The 17462-nt window shown below is 61.6% G+C and carries 10 protein-coding genes and 1 tRNA gene; 3 read left to right on the top strand and 8 right to left on the bottom strand.

The annotated features are described in order from the left end of the window. Positions 1-4: 4 nt before the first annotated feature. The 3 genes from B3P22_RS10340 to B3P22_RS10330 form a co-directional block, all read right to left on the bottom strand. Positions 5-2089 (bottom strand): TonB-dependent siderophore receptor, encoded by a 2085-nt coding sequence (locus tag B3P22_RS10340; protein WP_296270960.1) that lies wholly within the window; start codon positions 2087-2089, stop codon positions 5-7. 326 nt (positions 2090-2415) lie between these two features. Next, the gene (locus B3P22_RS10335; RefSeq protein ID WP_296270915.1) at positions 2416-4092 is read right to left on the bottom strand and encodes a multidrug ABC transporter permease/ATP-binding protein; all 1677 of its coding nucleotides are present in this window, start codon (positions 4090-4092) and stop codon (positions 2416-2418) included. A gap of 193 nt (positions 4093-4285) precedes the next feature. Beyond that, on the bottom strand, positions 4286-6373 hold the full coding sequence (locus tag B3P22_RS10330) for a TonB-dependent receptor (protein WP_296270914.1): 2088 nt from the start codon (positions 6371-6373) through the stop codon (positions 4286-4288). A 201-nt stretch (positions 6374-6574) separates the two neighbouring features. On the opposite strand from B3P22_RS10330, the gene B3P22_RS10325 reads away from it, so the two are divergent. Continuing rightward, positions 6575-8197, top strand: coding sequence for a cyclic peptide export ABC transporter (locus B3P22_RS10325; RefSeq protein WP_296270913.1), 1623 nt, complete (start codon positions 6575-6577; stop codon positions 8195-8197). Between the two features lie 26 nt (positions 8198-8223). Here B3P22_RS10325 and fhuF read toward each other — a convergent pair whose 3' ends face one another. Next, complete coding sequence (fhuF, locus tag B3P22_RS10320; protein ID WP_296270912.1) at positions 8224-8874, bottom strand: siderophore-iron reductase FhuF; 651 nt, start codon at positions 8872-8874, stop codon at positions 8224-8226. Between the two features lie 229 nt (positions 8875-9103). Between fhuF and B3P22_RS10315 the strand changes: the two genes are divergently transcribed. Beyond that, the gene (locus B3P22_RS10315; RefSeq protein WP_296270911.1) at positions 9104-10801 is read left to right on the top strand and encodes an ABC transporter ATP-binding protein/permease; all 1698 of its coding nucleotides are present in this window, start codon (positions 9104-9106) and stop codon (positions 10799-10801) included. A gap of 85 nt (positions 10802-10886) precedes the next feature. Here the strand turns inward: B3P22_RS10315 and B3P22_RS10310 are convergent. From B3P22_RS10310 to B3P22_RS10300, 3 genes are all read right to left on the bottom strand, one after another. Continuing rightward, a tRNA-Arg gene (locus B3P22_RS10310) sits at positions 10887-10961 on the bottom strand. 75 nt (positions 10962-11036) lie between these two features. Then, positions 11037-12149, bottom strand: coding sequence for a Glu/Leu/Phe/Val dehydrogenase dimerization domain-containing protein (locus B3P22_RS10305; protein WP_296270910.1), 1113 nt, complete (start codon positions 12147-12149; stop codon positions 11037-11039). Between the two features lie 72 nt (positions 12150-12221). Further along, positions 12222-15689, bottom strand: a complete 3468-nt coding sequence (locus B3P22_RS10300) for an indolepyruvate ferredoxin oxidoreductase family protein (protein WP_296270909.1) — start codon at positions 15687-15689, stop codon at positions 12222-12224. 198 nt (positions 15690-15887) lie between these two features. On the opposite strand from B3P22_RS10300, the gene B3P22_RS10295 reads away from it, so the two are divergent. Next, positions 15888-16355 (top strand): Lrp/AsnC family transcriptional regulator, encoded by a 468-nt coding sequence (locus B3P22_RS10295; RefSeq protein ID WP_296270908.1) that lies wholly within the window; start codon positions 15888-15890, stop codon positions 16353-16355. 75 nt (positions 16356-16430) lie between these two features. On the opposite strand, the gene phnP is transcribed toward B3P22_RS10295, so the two are convergent. Beyond that, positions 16431-17195, bottom strand: a complete 765-nt coding sequence (gene phnP / locus B3P22_RS10290) for a phosphonate metabolism protein PhnP (RefSeq protein ID WP_296270907.1) — start codon at positions 17193-17195, stop codon at positions 16431-16433. Positions 17196-17462: the final 267 nt, after the last annotated feature.

The raw sequence follows: 17462 nt of genomic DNA, 5'->3' as shown, positions 1-17462 counted from the left end.
CCGCTTACCAGCGCATCGACACCGTACCGAGGAAGGTACGCTCGTCGCCCCAGTAGCAACGCCCGGCATTGTTGCAGCCTGCCACGTACTCCTTATCGAAGACGTTCTTGGCGTTGAGGTCGACCGACCAGTGCTCGTCGATGTCGTAGCCGATGGCGGCATCGACCAGAGTGACGTCGCCGGTGTCCAGCTTGCCGTAGAGAGTTTCGGCGGTATAAGCAAAGGTACTGTCGAAGTGACGCACGCCACCGCCCAGACGCAGGCCGCGCAGCGCACCATCGAGGAAGCGGTAGTTGGCCCAGATCGATGCCTGGTTGCGCGGTACGCCGGTCATCTGCTTACCTTCTACAAGAGAATTTGGCGCGTCCTTGGTAATTCGAACGTCAGTGTAGGTATAGGCGGCCGTGACATTCAGGTTGGCAGTGATGTCACTATTGACTTCCAACTCAAGCCCCTTGGATCGACTCTCTCCCACCTGACGAGGCAGATTATTCTCGGTATAAACATCATCTTCTTTCCGCAGATCGAATACTGCAGCGGTGAACATGGTGTTCCAGCCCTTGGGTTCGTACTTCAGACCCACTTCATATTGCTCGGCTATGATTGGGTCGAGAGGACGCTCACTGGTGGTCTGCTGCACCGGGACAAATGAGGTGGAATAGCTGACATAGGGTGACAAGCCATTATCGAACTGGTACATCGCACCAGTCTGCCAAGTAAATTTCTCATCCTTGGAGCTTACGTCATTAGCTGGTGCTAGTTTGTTGCGAAAATCACTATCGACCCAATCGTAGCGGCCACCCAGAAGAAATATCCAGTTCTCGTATTTACTCTGAAGCTGGCTATAAACACCCTGCATATTTTGAGTCAGCAAGGTATTTTGAACGCTGATCGGCGTGGTCGGCTCACTGGTCCAGACCGGATCGAATACGTCGATCGACGGGCCGAACCCCGCATTCCAATCCTGATTGAAGGAAGTACGGTCGAAACTCGCACCGACTAGCAACGTATGCTCCAGAGCACCTGTGTCGAACTTGCCTTCGAGCTGGTTATCCAGCGAATAAGTGATGGATTTGTTGTAGCGATCATAAGCCTGCAGCGTCAGATTCGTACCAAAGCCATTATTATTCAAATTACTAACTGGCCAGGTTTCATTACGCTGGATCCGCGACTGCATGTAGCGCGAATTCTGGCGGAACTGCCAGTCGTCATTGAAGCGGTGGGTGAACTCGTAGCCTAGGGTCCAGACTTCGCGCTCGAAGGTGTTCCAGTCCTTGTTGCCAAGGAAGGTGTCCTTGTCGATCTTGCCATTGGGGTTACTCAGCAGCGTACCGGCTGCCGGCAGGCCCAGCTCCAGCTTGGTGCGGTCCTTCTGGTAGGTCGACAGCAGGGTCAGGCTGTTGAAGTCGTCGAAGTTCAGCGTCAGCGACGGGGCAATATAGATGCGGTTGTCCTGCACATGATCGACCTGGGTATCGGCCTCACGACCGACCATCACCACACGCCCCAGCACATTGCCGCTGGCGTTCAACGGCCCGGAAACGTCCAGGTTTAGCTGGCGACGATCATTGGAGCCATAGCTGAGCTGCACTTCACCCTGCGAAGCAGCGGTCGGGCGCTTGCTGACCAGATTGACCAGGCCACCCGGTGCGTTCTCGCCATAGAGGATCGAGGTCGGCCCGCGAAACACTTCCACCCGTTCCAGACCATAAGGCTCGCTGGTGGTGTCGTAGCGGTTACCCTGCACGCGCAAACCGTCACGCAGCAGGCCATAGCCGTAGTCGGTGGCATTGAAACCACGGATAAAGAAGTAGTCTCCGGCCAGGCCGTCCCCCACGGCAAACGGAGGAGCGAAGATACCTGGCACATATCCCAGGACCTCTGTGAGGGTCTGCGACTTCTGATCTTCCATGCGCTTGCGGGTCACCACGGACACCGAACGCGGCGTCTCTGACAGCGGCGTGCTGGTCTTGCTGGCGGTCAGGCTTTTCTCAGCCTTGTAGCCGTAATCCGGACCTTGTGGGCGGTCCTGTTCACCAGTGACCGTCTGCGCCGGCAGCGTCACCTGATCATCTTGCGCATGAACCATCCCGTGACATGTGGCGGCAATCACCACAGCCAGGCATTTCAGTTGAAAACGTCCAGCACCCTGCACTGCCTTCGACATCATGTTCTCCCCCTGATCCCGCCAGCCAATCCGCTGGCCTGTCAAAAAACGCTCGCTAGCCTAACCAATACCAAGCTAAAACTAAATAGCAACCCTTATCATTTAGATGGCAATTTGAAAGAACTTTGCCAGCATCCGACAAAGGGTCCATGAAGAACCAATGTGCATGGGCAAACTCTGAAATAGCCGAGCACGGACGGCAGTCCGGTTTCTGATGACTGGCCCTCCGCCAGCGTGGCGATCAGTGCTCAAGAATGGGCGGCGCCACCGATCTCCAGCAGCGCATTGCGACTGGCCTGGGCGCGATGTTCGCCCTGCAGCTCATGAAGCAGCCCGCCATCCATCTTCAGCAGGCGATCGGCCTGATCGAAATAGTGATCGTCGTGGCTGATGGCGAATACGGTCTTGCCGGCGGCCTTCAACTGCGGCAACAACTCGCGGTAGAACACCTGACGGAATAGCGGATCCTGATCGGCGGCCCACTCATCGAGCAGCAGGATGTCGCGCGCCTCCAGCAGCGCCAGCAGCAGTGCCAGACGCTTGCGCTGACCGGCAGAAAGGCGCGTATCGCGCAGGCGCCCTGCGGCCACTTGCACCTTGTGGCGCATGTGCAGGCTTTCCAGCCAGTGCTCGAGCTCCTCATCCGTCGCCGCCACGCCGTGCGGACCAAGCAACTGCGAGAACAGGTGATAGTCGGTGAAGACCGACGCGAACAGCTGACGATAGGCGGGCCACTCCTGCAGCCCAAGCGTCCGCCCGTCGATGCGAATCTCGCCACGCAGCGGGACGTACAGCCCCGTAAGCAGACGCGCCAGAGTCGACTTGCCGCTGCCGTTGCCGCCGACCAGAAACACCGTCTCGCCACGCTCCAGGCGCAGGCTGACAGGCCCGACATCGAAGCCGGGCTCGCCATCCTGCGCCGGATAACGGTATTCCACCTCATGCAATTCCAGCACCTGCCACTGGCCACTCAAGGGGTCGGCCGGATGCTCGAAGGCCTCGACATGTGGCGCCAGTGCCAGCGATTCGACCTTGTCCAGCGCCACGCGTCCGGCAATCTGCGCCGGGATCGCCGCCACCGCCGAGACCAGCGGCGTGCGCATGAACAGAATGGTCAGCGCATAGGTCGAGGCCACCGCCGTGGAGGCCCACCCCAGACCGTTGGCCAGGTAGAACACCAGGCCGATGGTGCCCAGCACCATGATGTTGGCCCAGTTGCTGGCCAGGCCGTGGTAACGGTCGGCCAGGGTCACGTGATCGCGATAGGCGCGCGCGCTGAGGTCGAACTCGTCTTCGTACAGACGCTGCGCGCGGTCGCGGTTGAGGGTCAGCTCCTTACGCCCATCGATCACTGCTTGGTAGTCCCCGTAGAGACGATCCTCGGACTCACGCAACATGCGCAGGTGGTGATTGAGCCGACCGACCAGCAGCCAGCCGACGCCGAGGGTGAAGCTCATCCACAACAGCGTGGTGACGAACAGGCCGGGCGAGAGCCAGGCCAGATAGGCGAATGCCGCCAACGTCAGCACGCTGCCATAGATCAGTTCGGGCAGATGCACGAAGGCCAGGGTGATGTTGCGGATGTCGCTGGACAGGCTGGCGATGATGTTGGAGCCACCGATGATCTCCAGGCGTTCGATGCTGGTGTCCAGCACCCGCTTCACCAACGCCCGCCGCATGCGGTAGACGAAGCGGTGGCCCAGCGCCGTCAGCGACAGCTGCGCAGCCGAGGCCAGCACCAGCAGCAGCGCCAGCAAGGCGACGAACTGCCCCAGCGCCACACCCGGATTGCTCGCTGGGTTAAGCATGCGTTGATTGATGAAGGCGATCACAGCCACGCTGAGCAACGCACTACTCAGGCTGAGCGCCAGCACCAGCGCGATGGACCAGCGGTATTCGTGGAAAACCAGACGCAGCAGCTTCATTCAGAACCTCTTGGCCAAGGGCAGTTGCGCGAGCACTGCCCATCGAGTCGTACGCGGCAATGCCCTAGGGTATCGCGCAAAATCAAGTTGATGAGCGCAGGCGAAGTGCCCAGCCGAGTCGCCACCTCGCGCTGGGTGAGGCAGTCCGCTGAAAGAAAACTGGGGCAGTGGCGTGGCCACCGCCCGGCTAGGTTTAGAAGTCGTAACGGGCGGCCACTCCCAAGGTCATCGGCGCACCGACATCGAGCAGGCTGTCGCTCTGATTGTTGGTGATGTACTGCTCATCGAACAGGTTGTGAACATAGCCGCTAAGCGTCAGATTGCCGATCGGGAACTCGGCATTGAGATTCACCAGCGTGACGCTGTCGTTACGACGTACCTTGGTTATTTCGCGAGCTCCGTTGGCGTCGAAGTTGGAGATACTGCGCCCCTGGTAAATGACATCGCCGCCGATCATCAATCCATTACCGAACGTATAGTTGGCTCCCACGTTTGCCATCCTTTTCGGCGCATAGACGAACTCGTAGCCGCTGAGATCCACACCATCGCGGACAAAGGACTTGTACTTGGTGTCGTTGTAGGCGAAGCCGGCATTGACCAGCAATTGCGAGGTCACCAAGTATTCGGCAGAGAACTCCAGGCCGATCATCCGACTGTCGGCAGCGTTGGATACCTGCGTGGTGCCGTCAGCAATATTGCGGAACGACACCTGCTGGTCTTTCCAGGTGGTGTGGTAGAGATTTGCAGTGGTACGCAGTCGGCGATCCAGCCAGTTACCGCGCCAGGCCAGCTCATAGGTGCTGGTGAACTCGGGGTCGTAGCTATCGTGAAGAGCGCGGCTGCGAATGTTCACACCACCGCTGCGGTAGCCACGCTGCCAGGTCAGGCCGAGTACCTGGTTCTCGGTGAGGTCATGACTGATGCCGATCTTCGGCAGCAGCACGCTGGAGCTGATGTCTTCATCAACGACAGGATCTGTAACGGAAACCACACGGACCGGGTAATTGATCTTGGTGTTGTTCTTCTCGTGATCCCAGCGCAGCCCCGTGATCAGTTGCCAGTCGTCCACGAACTCCCAGTTGAGTTCACCAAACAAGGCCTGGCTCCTGATATTGATCTCGCCTTTCTGGTTCAACAACACCGTGCCATTGTTGACCAGTTGATCGTCGATCTCGCCCTTGGAGCGTCCCAGATAAACGCCCACTACGCCATCGACGCGATCGGCGGCATAGCCCAGACGAAACTCCTGGCTGCCCAGGCTTTGCTCATGATGACGAGGTGCGGTCTGGGTGGGATTAGCCGCAGTAGTGCGGTCGAAGTCGAGGATGGAGTCGTACTTCGACCAGGTTCCGGATGTCACACTGGTCAGGGTCCAGAAATCATCCAGGCGATAGTCCAGCTTGGCCGTGGCGGTGTTCTGGTTCAGCGTGTTGTAGGTCTCGGTATTCTCGTAAATGCTGTAGTAATCGGGCTTGCCGTTGGACGCGGCCGTAGCATTGAGGCCGCTGCGCTGCTTGGTGCGCGCGAAGGTCAACAGCAGATCCATATCGTCGGACGGCAGAATGAGGAACTTGCCGCGGATGTTGGACGAACGCAGTTGGTTGGCGTCCATGTCCAGGAATTCATTTTCTATATAGCCGTCAGAGGTCTGGTAATCGACAGCCAGACGGCCCGCGACGAGGCCGTCAATCAGGGTGCCGTTGGCCATCGCCGAAGCACCACGCTCTCCATACTTGCCGGCATTGCTTCTCACCGAAAACTCGGGATCGAAGGTCGGATCCTTGCTTCTCATGATGATGGCGCCAGCCAGGGAGTTACGTCCCTGGGTGGTCGACTGGGCGCCACGATAGATTTCCACCTGCTCCATATCCCAGAGCTGAATGGGGTTGTGGGTGAGCAGCCTGTTGACTTGTAGCGCATCGTCGACATACACCGAGACCGCACCATTCATGGCAGCCGGCCCCTGATCATCGAATCCGCTCACCGGAATACCACGAATCCCCCAGTTCTCGTTGCCCGACTGGGCGTAAACGCCCGGAGTGCGATCCAGCACCCCCTGGAGATCTTGATCTCCGTGGCTGCGAATATCCTCGGCAGTCACGACTGCGACACTGGAGAGTGTCCTGTCCTGGCTACGCTGGATCTTCTCGCCAGTAACCACCACTTCCTTCAATTCCAGCGCCTTCTCTGCGCTGGGTTCTTCGGCTGCCATTGCCGCAGTGACAGCTATCAGGCTGGACGCGACAGCCAATGCCAACGTGCTCTTCTTGAATATGATCATCGAGCCCTGGTTCTCATGGGTCTTATTTGGATCCTGAAGGCCGCAACGAAATGCTCCAACCTCCCCCAATCCCGACAAAGTGCCGGAATATAAATCGATATCATTTCAACATAATTTGCATTCTTTACAAGAATGATTTGCTTTTATAGCCAAGAGCAGCATTCTGCCCAGCCTCATTCACTCACTGGATGATCATCGGAAATGGATCTGTTACTGCTACTGGCGCGACGTTCCTGGCGCACCCTGCTGATCGCCACCGCCACCGGTCTGGTCTGCGGCCTGGCAGCTGCCGGGCTGATCGCCAACATCAACCACTCCCTGGCCGGCTTCAACCAGCTGCGCCCGGTCGATGGGCTGCTGTTCGCCGGCCTCGTGGGTCTGGTGGTAAGTGCACGCATCGTCTCCGACGTGAGCCTGCTGCGTCTGGGGCAAACCGCAGTCAGCGACATGCGCCTGCATCTGAGCGGCAAGCTGATCGATACGCCCTATCCACGCCTGCAACGCCTGGGCAAGCACCGCCTACTGGCGATGCTCACCGACGACACGCAAACCATCAGCCAGGCCGTCGAGCTGGTGCCCATCCTGCTGGTCAACAGCGGCATCGTACTGGCCTGCCTGGGCTACCTGGCCTGGCTCAGCCTTCCGCTGCTGGTACTCACGGCGGCGCTGATCCTGCTCGGCGCGGCCAGCTTCCATTGGCCACAGCGCAAGGCATTGACCTCCATCGGCAAGGCACGCGAACTGAAGGATCAGTTGTTCGACCAGTACCGCTTGCTCACCGACGGCAGCAAGGAGCTGCAGCTCAACCACGCGCGGCGCCTGCAGTTCTTCGAGCGCCTGCTCTACCCCATCAGCCAGCAGTACCGCCGCGACTTCGTGCGCGGCATGAGCATCTACGCCCTGGTGCTCAACTGGGGTAACTGCATCTTCTACCTGCTGATCGGCACGGTGCTGTTCGTCGCCCCGCAGTTCATCGAGCTCAGCGCAGCGCTGGTGACCGGCTACATCCTCACCCTGCTGTATATGATCACGCCGCTGTCCGAAATGATGAATGCCCTGCCCACCCTGGGCCGGGCCAGCGTCTCGCTGCGCAAGATCCGCGCACTCGAAGGGCAGCTGGAAGTCGCCGGCGCACCGGCGGACGGCCTGTCGCCGGCCCGGCACGTAGCACGGTTGCAATGCCGCGAGGTGCGCCACAGCTATTACCGCGAGGGGGAGGACGGCCGTTTCACCCTCGGCCCGTTCGACCTCGAATTGCACGCTGGCGAGGTGGTCTTCATCACCGGCGGCAACGGCAGCGGCAAGACCACCCTGGCCCTGCTGCTGACCGGGCTCTATCAACCCGAAGGCGGCGACCTGCTGCTCGACGAGCAGGTGTCTGCGAGCACCCAGAATCATCTGTACCGTCAGCATTTCTCGGCGATCTTCACCGACTTCTGCCTGTTCGAGCACCTGCTCGACGGCGATGACCCACACCTGATGCAGCAAGCCCGTGACTATCTGGCGCACCTGCAACTGGCGCACAAGGTCAACATCGAAGGCGGTCGCCTGTCCACCCTCGATCTGTCCACCGGCCAGCGCAAGCGCCTGGCCCTGCTGGCCGCCTACCTAGACGACCGTCCCTGTTATCTGTTCGATGAGTGGGCAGCGGATCAGGATCCGGTGTTCAAGCGCTTCTTCTACACCAAGATCCTTCCTGATCTGCGCCAGCGCGGAAAACTGGTGATCGTGATCTCTCATGACGACGCCTACTTCAATTTGGCCGATCGGATGATCAAGGTGGATCAGGGCAGCGTTATCGAGGCAAGCGTTCATGGGCTCTAACGAAGGTCGCTTCAAGCAAGATGCACTCAGTGTTGATAAATCTGCCGCAAGTAACTTGCCTGCTCGGCCTCGGGCAGACGATGCAGCTTTGGGCAGGACTCGCACAGTACCTGAGGCTCACCGGGCACTGGTGCATGCAGCTGATAGTGCAGACAGCAATGACGGCGTAGGGGAATGCGCGCGCAGACCTCGGGCGCCGGTGAATCGACCATCCACTGCAGACTTCTCGGCTTGATGCGACCCTCGGCGACCACCGCGCGCTCCAGCCAGCGGTGGGCCTCGGCGAAACCTTCACGCTCCAGCTTGGCGTCAATGCGTGCGAAGGCGCCGTCCCAGATGGCAGCAAAGTTGCCCCAGAGTACCTTCGGTGCCAATCCACCCCAGGCTGCAATACTGGCGAACAATGGCTCCAGATGCTCATGCAGCAGGCGCGCCCAATAGTCATCGCGCTGCTCGGCGGCAAGCCAGGTTGGCGGTGTCGGCAGCAACAGCGCCCGTGGCTGGCCCGCCTCATGCAGCAACGCGACCTCATGCTCCCAGAAGGCAATGCCCCGCTCGCGCGTCAATACAGCCGCCAGCATGGCCGGCAACATCACGCTGAGGTAATTCATTGACCATTGAGAGGCGACTGGAGGGCGCTTGATACCGGGATAGCCTTTGGCAAAGCGTTCGAGCATGGGGTGCAACACACTCGTTTCAGCCAAATCAGGCAGCGCGACCGACGCCAGCCCCTGGCGCTCGACCTGTATCACACGCTGGATGGGTGGCCATGCTAGGCAAAGCCAGTCCGGAAATTCGATGGCTGGCCTCCACCGTTATGGGTAAATGATGAGAACGATTAGCGTTGATGGTATAGGCCCCCCTCTATAAACTCAACGCGTTTGACGCCGGGCAACTCGAGGCCACATGCAGACATTACGTGATTTCTGGTTGCTCGCCCGGCCCTTCTGGTCGTCTGCAGAAAAACGCCCCGCCTTCCTGCTACTGTTCGGCACGATCCTGATGAACCTGTGCCTGGTCGGGGTCAACCTGCTGTACAACTTCTGGAACCTGCACTTCTACAACGCCCTGCAGGCGCTGGATTACGACGCCTTTCTAATTGGTGGCGTGCAGTTCCTCTTCCTGCAACTGGGCCTGGCCACCTTCACCGTGGCCGCCTTCCATTTCCAGCAGAAACTCACTCTGCGTTGGCGCCGCTGGGCCACCGAGAACACCCTGCAGCAGTGGCTGCAGCGCCATCGCTATCTCAAGCTGCAGCTTACGGTTCCGGAAACCGACAACCCCGACCAGCGCATCGCCGACGACATCAACCTGCTCATCACCCTGTCGCTGAAGCTCAGCCTGGGCCTGATGACTGCTCTGGTTTCGCTGTTCTCCTTCCTGCACATCCTCTGGCAGGCATCGAGCCTGGTGCGCATTCCCTTCGCGGGCGAAGAACTGGTGATCCCCGGCCTGCTGGTATGGGCAGCGCTGCTCTACTCCATCCTCGGCACCGGCGGCGCCTTCTGGCTGGGGCGCGCATTGCCACGTCTGAATTTCATCCAGCAACGTCGCGAAGCGGATTTTCGCTTCGCCATGATGCGCCTGCGCGAAAACGCCGAAGCCGTGGCCCAGTATCGGGGCGAGAGCGAAGAGCATGCCCGTTTCAGCCAGCGCCTGGGCGCCGCGCTGGAGAACTTCTGGTCCCTGGTGAAACAGCAGAAGATCGTGCTCGGCTACTCCACCTTCTACATGCGCAGCGCCATGATCATTCCCATGTTCATCATGGCCCCGCAGTTCTTCGCTGGTGCTTTCCCCCTCGGCCGCCTGACCCAGCTCAGCGCAGCCTTTGGCGAGGTGCACGAGGCCATGGCCTATCTGGTCAAGGTGTTTCCCGAGGTCGCCGAATGGAAAGCCGTGGTCGACCGCCTGATCGGTTTCCAACGGCGTCTGAATCAGGTTGGTGATGAATGCGGCGTCCGCCTCGAGCACGACAGCGAAGGCTTCGAAGCCACCGGACTGTCGCTCTGGCTGCCGGATGGCCAGACGCTGCTCACTGACTTCGACCTGCGCCTGCAACCCGGAGATAGCCTGCTGATCCGGGCACCGTCAGGCTTCGGCAAGTCGACTCTGATCCGAGCGCTGACCGGTATATGGAGCCATGCCAGCGGCGTGGCACGCTACGACCTGGGCAGCACCCTTACCTTGGCGCAGAAACCCTACCTGCCCCTTGGCACCCTGCGCGATATGCTCTGGTATCCCTCAGCGCCGCTTCCGCAAGACGATCCCCGCCTGCTGGAGGTGATGCAGCAATGCGACCTCGACCACCTGAGTGCACGGTTGGATGACGAGCTCGACTGGTCACAGACGCTGAGCATCGGTGAACAACAGCGCTGCGCCTTCGTGCGCGCACTGCTGTTACGCCCTCGGATACTGTTCCTCGATGAAAGCAGTTCGGCTCTGGATGAAAAAAGCGAAAGGCGCTGCTACACACAACTGCGCCACGCCTTACCGGACGCTATCGTCATCAGCGTCGGTCATCGAGCCTCGCTGGAAGCCCTGCATACTCGCACTCTGGATCTGCTGCCCGCGCAACGCTCGGACCAGGAATTGGAATACGCCTGAGTCGACCAAACGCACTGGCTGCCAGACAGGAGGCCAGCAACGAAAAAGCCGGCTGCAAGAGCCGGCTTTTTCACTACTGAGTCGATGGCGTCCCCTGCTGGAATCGAACCAGCATCTAGCCCTTAGGAGGGGCTTATTCTATCCGTTGAACTAAGGGGACACGGCCGTATTGATAACGGCCGGGCCGCATCTTAGCGGCGGCGGGCAGATTTGTCATGTCGCCACCGCTCACTTCCTAACGCTGCCAACCCTGGGAAACCACCTTGGCGACCGCTGCCGCACGCACAGGCTGCACGCCACCGCGCAAACGCTCCAGCGCCATGCGGTCGGCAATCGCGGTAGTGGTCGCGCCTTCGCGCTCGGCGCGCTGGAAGATTTCCGTCAGGGTCGGACCGATGCTTTCGATATGTGCCTTGAGTTCGCCCGCGCTGCCACCGGTGCGCTCGTAGCAGACGTCGATGATGCCGCCGGCGTTGATCGCATAGTCCGGCGCATACAGGCACTCACGGCGGCGCAGCAGCTCGGCCAGACTGGCATCGGCCAGCTGGTTGTTGGCCGCACCGGCGATGATCGGCGCCCGCAGGGCTTCGAGGCTCTGCAGGTTGATGATCGCGCCCAGCGCGCACGGCGCGAACACGTCCACGTCGAGGCGGTAGATCTCGTGCTGGCCGACCGCAGTGGCGCCCAACTGGCTGACGGCGCGCTGCACGTTGGCTTCGACGATGTCCGTCACCCACAGCTGCGCACCGGCCTCCTTGAGCAGCTTGGCCAGGCCGAAGCCGACCTGGCCCACGCCCTGGATGGCCACGCGCAGGCCATCGAGATCCTTACGCCCCAGGCGATGCGCCACGGCCGCCTGGATGCCGATGAACACGCCGTAGGCGGTCGAGGGCGACGGGTCGCCATCGCGGCTGCCGCCATCGAAGGCCTCGCGCTGCCCGGCGCCGGCCACATGGCGGGTGCGCTCGGCCATGATGCGCATTTCGGCCACGCCGGTACCGGAATCCGCCGCGGTGACGTAGCGCCCGCCGAGGCTGTCAACGAAATCGCCCATGGCCTGGAACAGCGCTTCGCTCTTGCCGTGATGCGGGTCACCGATGATCACCGCCTTGCCGCCACCAAGCGGCAAGCGCGCCAGCGCCGACTTGTAGGTCATGCCGCGTGACAGACGCAGCACGTCGCGCAGCGCCTCTTCTTCCGTGGCGTAGTTCCACATGCGGCAGCCGCCCAGAGCCGGGCCGAGAGTGCTGTCGTGGATGGCGATGATGGCTTTCAGGCCGCTGGCTTTGTCGTGGCCATAGACCACCTGTTCGTGCTGATCGAAGTCGACGTGATTGAAAACGGACATCGGATTACCTCGGATATAAAAGCCGCCCCTCCCCCGCACGGGAGTGGGTGGCAAAGGGGATGGGGTTGAAGCTCAGGCAGCCGGTTCGAACAACTGCACCGCGGCGATCTCGCTGACGGTCAGGCGTGCCTTGAGCTGCGTCGCCTGCTCGCGCGCCTTGGCCAGCGCCGCTTCCTTCACATGACCGTAGCCGCGGATCTGCTCAGGAATCTCGGCCAGCGCCACTGCCGTGCGGTAGTTGCCGGTATTGAGCTCGGCGAGCAGATAGGCCACGTTGGCCTCGTATTCCTCGATCAGTTCGCGTTCCAGGCGACGTTCGACACTGTGGCCGAACGGATCGAGGGCGCTGCCACGCAGGAACTTGAAGCGCGCCAGCACCGCGAAGGCCTTTAGCATCCAGGGGCCGAAACTGCGCTTGCGCGGTTCGCCGGTAACGGCATCCGGCTTGCTCAGCCAGCTCGGCGCCAGATGGAACTGCAAGCGGTAATCGCCTTCGAACTGCGCTTCGAGCTGCTTGCGGAAGGTCGCATCGCTGTAAAGCCGCGCCACTTCGTACTCGTCCTTGTAGGCCAGCAGCTTGAAGTAATAACGCGCGACGGCCTTGCTCAGGCGCTGCTCGGCATCGGTGTCGGCCTTGCGCACGCGCCCGACCAGTTCGCGATAGCGCTGGGCATAGGCGGCGTTCTGGTAAGCGGTCAGTCGCTGAGCGCGGTCCTCGACGATCTCCTCCAGCGTGCTGCAATGCGGCGCTTCGACCACCTTGGGCGCAGCAACTTTCTCCACCGCGGCCAGGTCATGCGCAGCGCGGCGGCCCCAGAGGAAAGCCTGCTGATTGAGTTGCACGGCCACGCCATTGAGCCCGATGGCCTTGTTGATCGCGTCGGCTGACACGGGAACCAGACCGCGCTGATAGGCATAGCCCAGCATGAACAGGTTGGTGGCGATGCTGTCACCGAGCAGGCGAGTGGCCAAGCGCGTGGCATCGACGAAACGGGTCTTGCCCTCACCCACCGCCTCGCTGATCGCCTCACGCATGGCCGCGCCGGGCACCTGGGCGTCCGGGTTGCGGGTGAACTCGGCAGTGGCCGCTTCATGGCTGTTGATCAGCGCATGGGCGATCTTGTCGTTGAGCTTGGCCAGTGCCTCTTCACTGGACGACACCACCAGGTCGCAGCCCAGCAGCAGGTCGGTTTCCCCCGCAGCAATGCGCACCGCGTAGATGTCGCTCTGCCGCGCGGCGATGCGGATGTGGGTGATCACCGGGCCGAACTTCTGCGCCAGCCCAGCCTGATCGAGCACGGTGCAGCCCTTGCCTTCGATGTGCGCGGCCATGCCCAGCAGCGCACCGACGGTGGTCACGCCACTACCGCCGACACCCGGCAGGAGGATGTTCCAGGGCCGGCTCAGAGCCGGTTGCTTCGGCTCCGGCAAGGCGATGAACAGCGCACCCAGGCCAACGGCCTCTGGCTTGCGCAGGCTGCCTCCATGCACGGTAACGAAGCTCGGGCAGAAGCCTTCGAGGCAGCTGAAGTCCTTGTTGCAGGCGCTCTGGTCGATCTCGCGCTTGCGCCCCAGTTCGGTCTCCAGCGGCAGCACCGACAGGCAGTTGGATTTCACGCTGCAGTCGCCACAACCCTCGCACACCGCCGGGTTGATGAAGGCGCGCTTGGCCGGGTCGACCATCTTGCCGCGCTTGCGCCGACGGCGTTTCTCGGTGGCGCAGGTCTGGTCGTAGAGGATCACCGAAACGCCCTTGAATTCGCGCAATTCGCGCTGCACGGCGTCCAGCTCGCGGCGGTGATGGAAGGTCACACCGGGTGCGAAGGTGGCGCGGGTCGGGTACTTGTCCGGCTCGTCGCTGACCAGGGCGATGCGTTTGACGCCCTCGGCATGCACCTGCTGGCTGAGCTGGTCGATGCGCAGCTCGCCGTCGATGGGCTGGCCGCCGGTCATGGCCACCGCATCGTTGTAGAGAATCTTGTAGGTGATGTTGACCCCGGCAGCCACAGCCGCACGCAGGGCCAGATGGCCGGAGTGGAAGTAGGTGCCGTCGCCGAGGTTCTGGAATACGTGCGGCGTGTCGGTGAACGGCGCCTGGCCGATCCAGGTCGCGCCCTCGCCGCCCATCTGGGTGAAGGTGTCGGTGCTGCGATCCATCCACTGAGTCATGTAGTGGCAACCGATACCGCCGAGAGCGCGGCTGCCTTCCGGCACCTTGGTCGAGCTGTTATGCGGGCAACCCGAGCAGAAATGCGGGGTACGCGCAGTCTTGTGTTTGGGCGCGGCCAGGGCCTTCTCCTTGGCATCGAGAAAGGCCAGGCGCTCTTCGATGGTCGGGCTGCTGTAGATCGGCGCCAGGCGCTTGGCGATCACCCGGGCGATCATGGCCGGAGTCAGCTCGCCCAGGTTCGGCAACAGCGAATTACCCTCTTCGTCGAACTCGCCAACCACCCGTGGGCGTTTGCCGACCGGCCAGTTATAGAGCTGACCGGTGAGCTGGTCTTCAATGATGCTGCGTTTCTCTTCCACCACCAGGATTTCATCCAGGCCTTCGGCGAACTGGTGCACCGAGACCGGCTCCAGCGGCCAGCTCATGCCCACCTTGAGCACGCGCAAACCGACCTTGGCGCACAGCGCTTCGTCCAGACCGAGGTCGTCCAGAGCCTGGCGCACGTCGAGGTAGGACTTGCCGGTGGTGATGATGCCCAGGCGCGGGTTGGGCGAATCCAGCTTGACCTGGTTGAGGTTGTTGGCCAGGGCGAAGGCCCGGGCAGCGTAGATCTTGTACACGTTGAGGCGCTTTTCCTGCGCCAGGGGGGGATCGGGCCAGCGGATGTGAACGCCGTCTTCCGGCAGCTGGAAATCCTCGGGAATCTTAATCTGGATGCGTAGCGGGTCAACGTCCACCACGGCCGAGGAATCGACGTTCTCGGCGATGGTCTTCAGCGCCACCCAGCAGCCGCTGTAGCGCGACAGCTCCCAGCCGATGATGCCGTAATCCAACACTTCCTGGACGTTGGCCGGGTTGAGCACCGGGATCGACGCGGCGATGAAGGCGTGCTCGCTCTGATGCGCGATAGTCGAGGACTTGCAGCCATGGTCGTCACCGGCCAGCAGCAGCACGCCGCCATGCTTGGAAACGCCGGCCGAGTTGCCGTGCTTGAACACATCACCGCTGCGATCAACGCCCGGCCCTTTGCCATACCACATGGCGAACACGCCGTCATAGCGCGCGCCGGGGAACAGGTTGGCCTGCTGGCTGCCCCATACGGCGGTGGCGCCCAGCTCTTCGTTGACGCCGGGTTGGAAGTGGATGTGGTTTTCCTTCAGGTACTCGCGCGCGTCCCACAGGCTCTTGTCCAGGCCGCCCAGGGGCGAGCCGCGATAGCCGGAGATAAAGCATGCGGTATTGAGTCCGAAGACGGCGTCACGCTGCTTCTGCAGCATGGGCAGGCGGGTGAGCGCCTGAGTGCCGGTCAGGTAGAGGTGACCAGTCGCGAGGCGGTATTTGTCATCCAGGCGGATTTCGGCCAGTGACATGGAGCGCTCCTTTTATTCTTATGGCGAGCACAAGGAGCGCGACGGTAGACACGCTCCGTTGAGTCCGGTCGCAGGATCGCTGCGACGGATTTGCCTAAAGCATGACCGGAGGGTTCCGCTTTTTTCTTTCTATTTTCGAGTAGCAGAGACAATACTTCGCATGATCCTTCCAACAATCACAAGAAAATGGAAACAATCATGCAGGACAAGCTCAGCGCTATCGACCGGCGGATTCTCCGCTTGCTGCAGCACGATGCCGATCTTTCTGCAGCCGAAGTGGCGGAAAAGGTCGAACTGTCGCAATCGCCCTGCTGGCGACGTATCAATCGCATGCAGGAGGAAGGGCTGATCGAACGTAAGGTCGCCCTACTCAATCACAAGCGTCTGGGCTTCGGCATCACGGTGTTCGTCGACATCAAACTGTCGGCCCATGGTCGCGGCAATCTGGACGAGTTCGAACAGGCCGTGGTCGGCTATCCGCAAGTGTTGGAGTGCTACAGCATGGCCGGCGGCTCGGACTACCTGCTCAAGGTGGTAGCCAGGGACATCGCCGATTACGAGCGTTTCCTGCGCGAACACCTGCTGCAACGCCCGCACGTACACGAAGCGCATTCGCACATCGCCATGAGCGAAGTGAAGCGGACAACGGAATTGCCGCTGGATTGACCGGCAGCGCAAGCCAATCCGTCGCCCCGATGCAATCCAAAAATGACTGTCGGGCGGCCCCGGATTGCATCCGGGCTACAGCACCAGACCATCACTGGCCAGGCTTACTCCCGACGGCAAGGCGTCTGGGTGATCGAGCAGCCAGGCGTCGAAGCTGTGGCCGATATGGGTGAGCACGGACTTCGCGGGCCGCAAGCGCTCGATCACCTCCAACGCCCGCGTCAGGTCATTGTGATTACGCGGCGCGATGGGTTGCGGTGCGGTGGAACAATCCAGCACTAGCAGATCCAGCGGCGCACGCCGCAACTCGGCGCAACTGGCCTCGGGTACGCCAACGGTATCGGTGAGGTAGGCAATGCGCTTGACCTGCCCCTCAAGCCCCGGCCCTTCAAACAAGTACCCAAAGGTTGGCTTGGAGTGAGTCAGCGGTAGCGCGGTGACCTGCAGTTCGCCCAGTTGGCGACGCTCGAAGGCCACGAACGGCTGGCTGAAATCGAGAATGCCAGGGTGCTTGTACAGATCGGCCAGGCCATCCGGGTCATCCGGGCCATGCACCGGAATCACCAAACCCTGCCCCCAACGCAGATGCAGCAGGCCCTGGGCGTGATCGGCGTGGTAGTGGGTCTGCAGAATTCCACTGAGGCTATGCGGCGCAAAGCGTTCGGCAAGATCGGTCAGGCCGCTGTCGATCAGCCAGCGCTGCGCGCCGCATTCGATCAGCGCGCAGCACGGGCCGCGCCGGCGCGAGGGATAGACGCGCGCCGCATCGCAGGCCGGGCAACTGCAGTTGTATACGGGCACTTGGCGGGCATCGCCGGTGCCAAGCAGGGTCAGGCGCATCGGCGCATCTCGTCGAGCAGCTGCAAAAGGCGGCTGACGGTGTGCGGCAGGGGGCCGGAGTTGTCGAGAATGACGGTGTCAGCCAGGCCAGCCCTCTCCCCCGGCCCCCCTCCCCCCAGCGGGGGGGGGGGGGGAGGAACACTGGCCCGCCGTTCGCGGCTGCGCGCCCGGCGCTTCCCGGTCCGCTCCGGCGGCCCGCGGCCGCGGGCCGGCCAGGGCCGGGGCAGCCCCCCCTCTTCGTCTGTGATGACGACCACCACAAAGATG

The sequence above is a fragment of the Pseudomonas sp. UBA6323 genome, assembly GCF_002439135.1.
In the GTDB taxonomy this organism is placed as follows: Bacteria; Pseudomonadota; Gammaproteobacteria; order Pseudomonadales; family Pseudomonadaceae; genus Aquipseudomonas.
The sequence above is the reverse complement of the archived record's forward strand: the minus strand, read 5'-3'. Positions and strand labels throughout refer to the sequence as shown.

Bases quoted from the DNA above. Each gene is read 5' to 3' on its own strand.
- B3P22_RS10340 (WP_296270960.1), bottom strand. From the start codon at position 2,089: ATGGTTCATGCGCAAGATGATCAGGTGACGCTGCCGGCGCAGACGGTC.
- B3P22_RS10335 (WP_296270915.1), bottom strand. From the start codon at position 4,092: ATGAAGCTGCTGCGTCTGGTTTTCCACGAATACCGCTGGTCCATCGCG.
- B3P22_RS10330 (WP_296270914.1), bottom strand. From the start codon at position 6,373: ATGATCATATTCAAGAAGAGCACGTTGGCATTGGCTGTCGCGTCCAGC.
- B3P22_RS10325 (WP_296270913.1), top strand. From the start codon at position 6,575: ATGGATCTGTTACTGCTACTGGCGCGACGTTCCTGGCGCACCCTGCTG.
- fhuF (WP_296270912.1), bottom strand. From the start codon at position 8,874: ATGCTCGAACGCTTTGCCAAAGGCTATCCCGGTATCAAGCGCCCTCCA.
- B3P22_RS10315 (WP_296270911.1), top strand. From the start codon at position 9,104: ATGCAGACATTACGTGATTTCTGGTTGCTCGCCCGGCCCTTCTGGTCG.
- B3P22_RS10305 (WP_296270910.1), bottom strand. From the start codon at position 12,149: ATGTCCGTTTTCAATCACGTCGACTTCGATCAGCACGAACAGGTGGTC.
- B3P22_RS10300 (WP_296270909.1), bottom strand. From the start codon at position 15,689: ATGTCACTGGCCGAAATCCGCCTGGATGACAAATACCGCCTCGCGACT.
- B3P22_RS10295 (WP_296270908.1), top strand. From the start codon at position 15,888: ATGCAGGACAAGCTCAGCGCTATCGACCGGCGGATTCTCCGCTTGCTG.
- phnP (WP_296270907.1), bottom strand. From the start codon at position 17,195: ATGCGCCTGACCCTGCTTGGCACCGGCGATGCCCGCCAAGTGCCCGTA.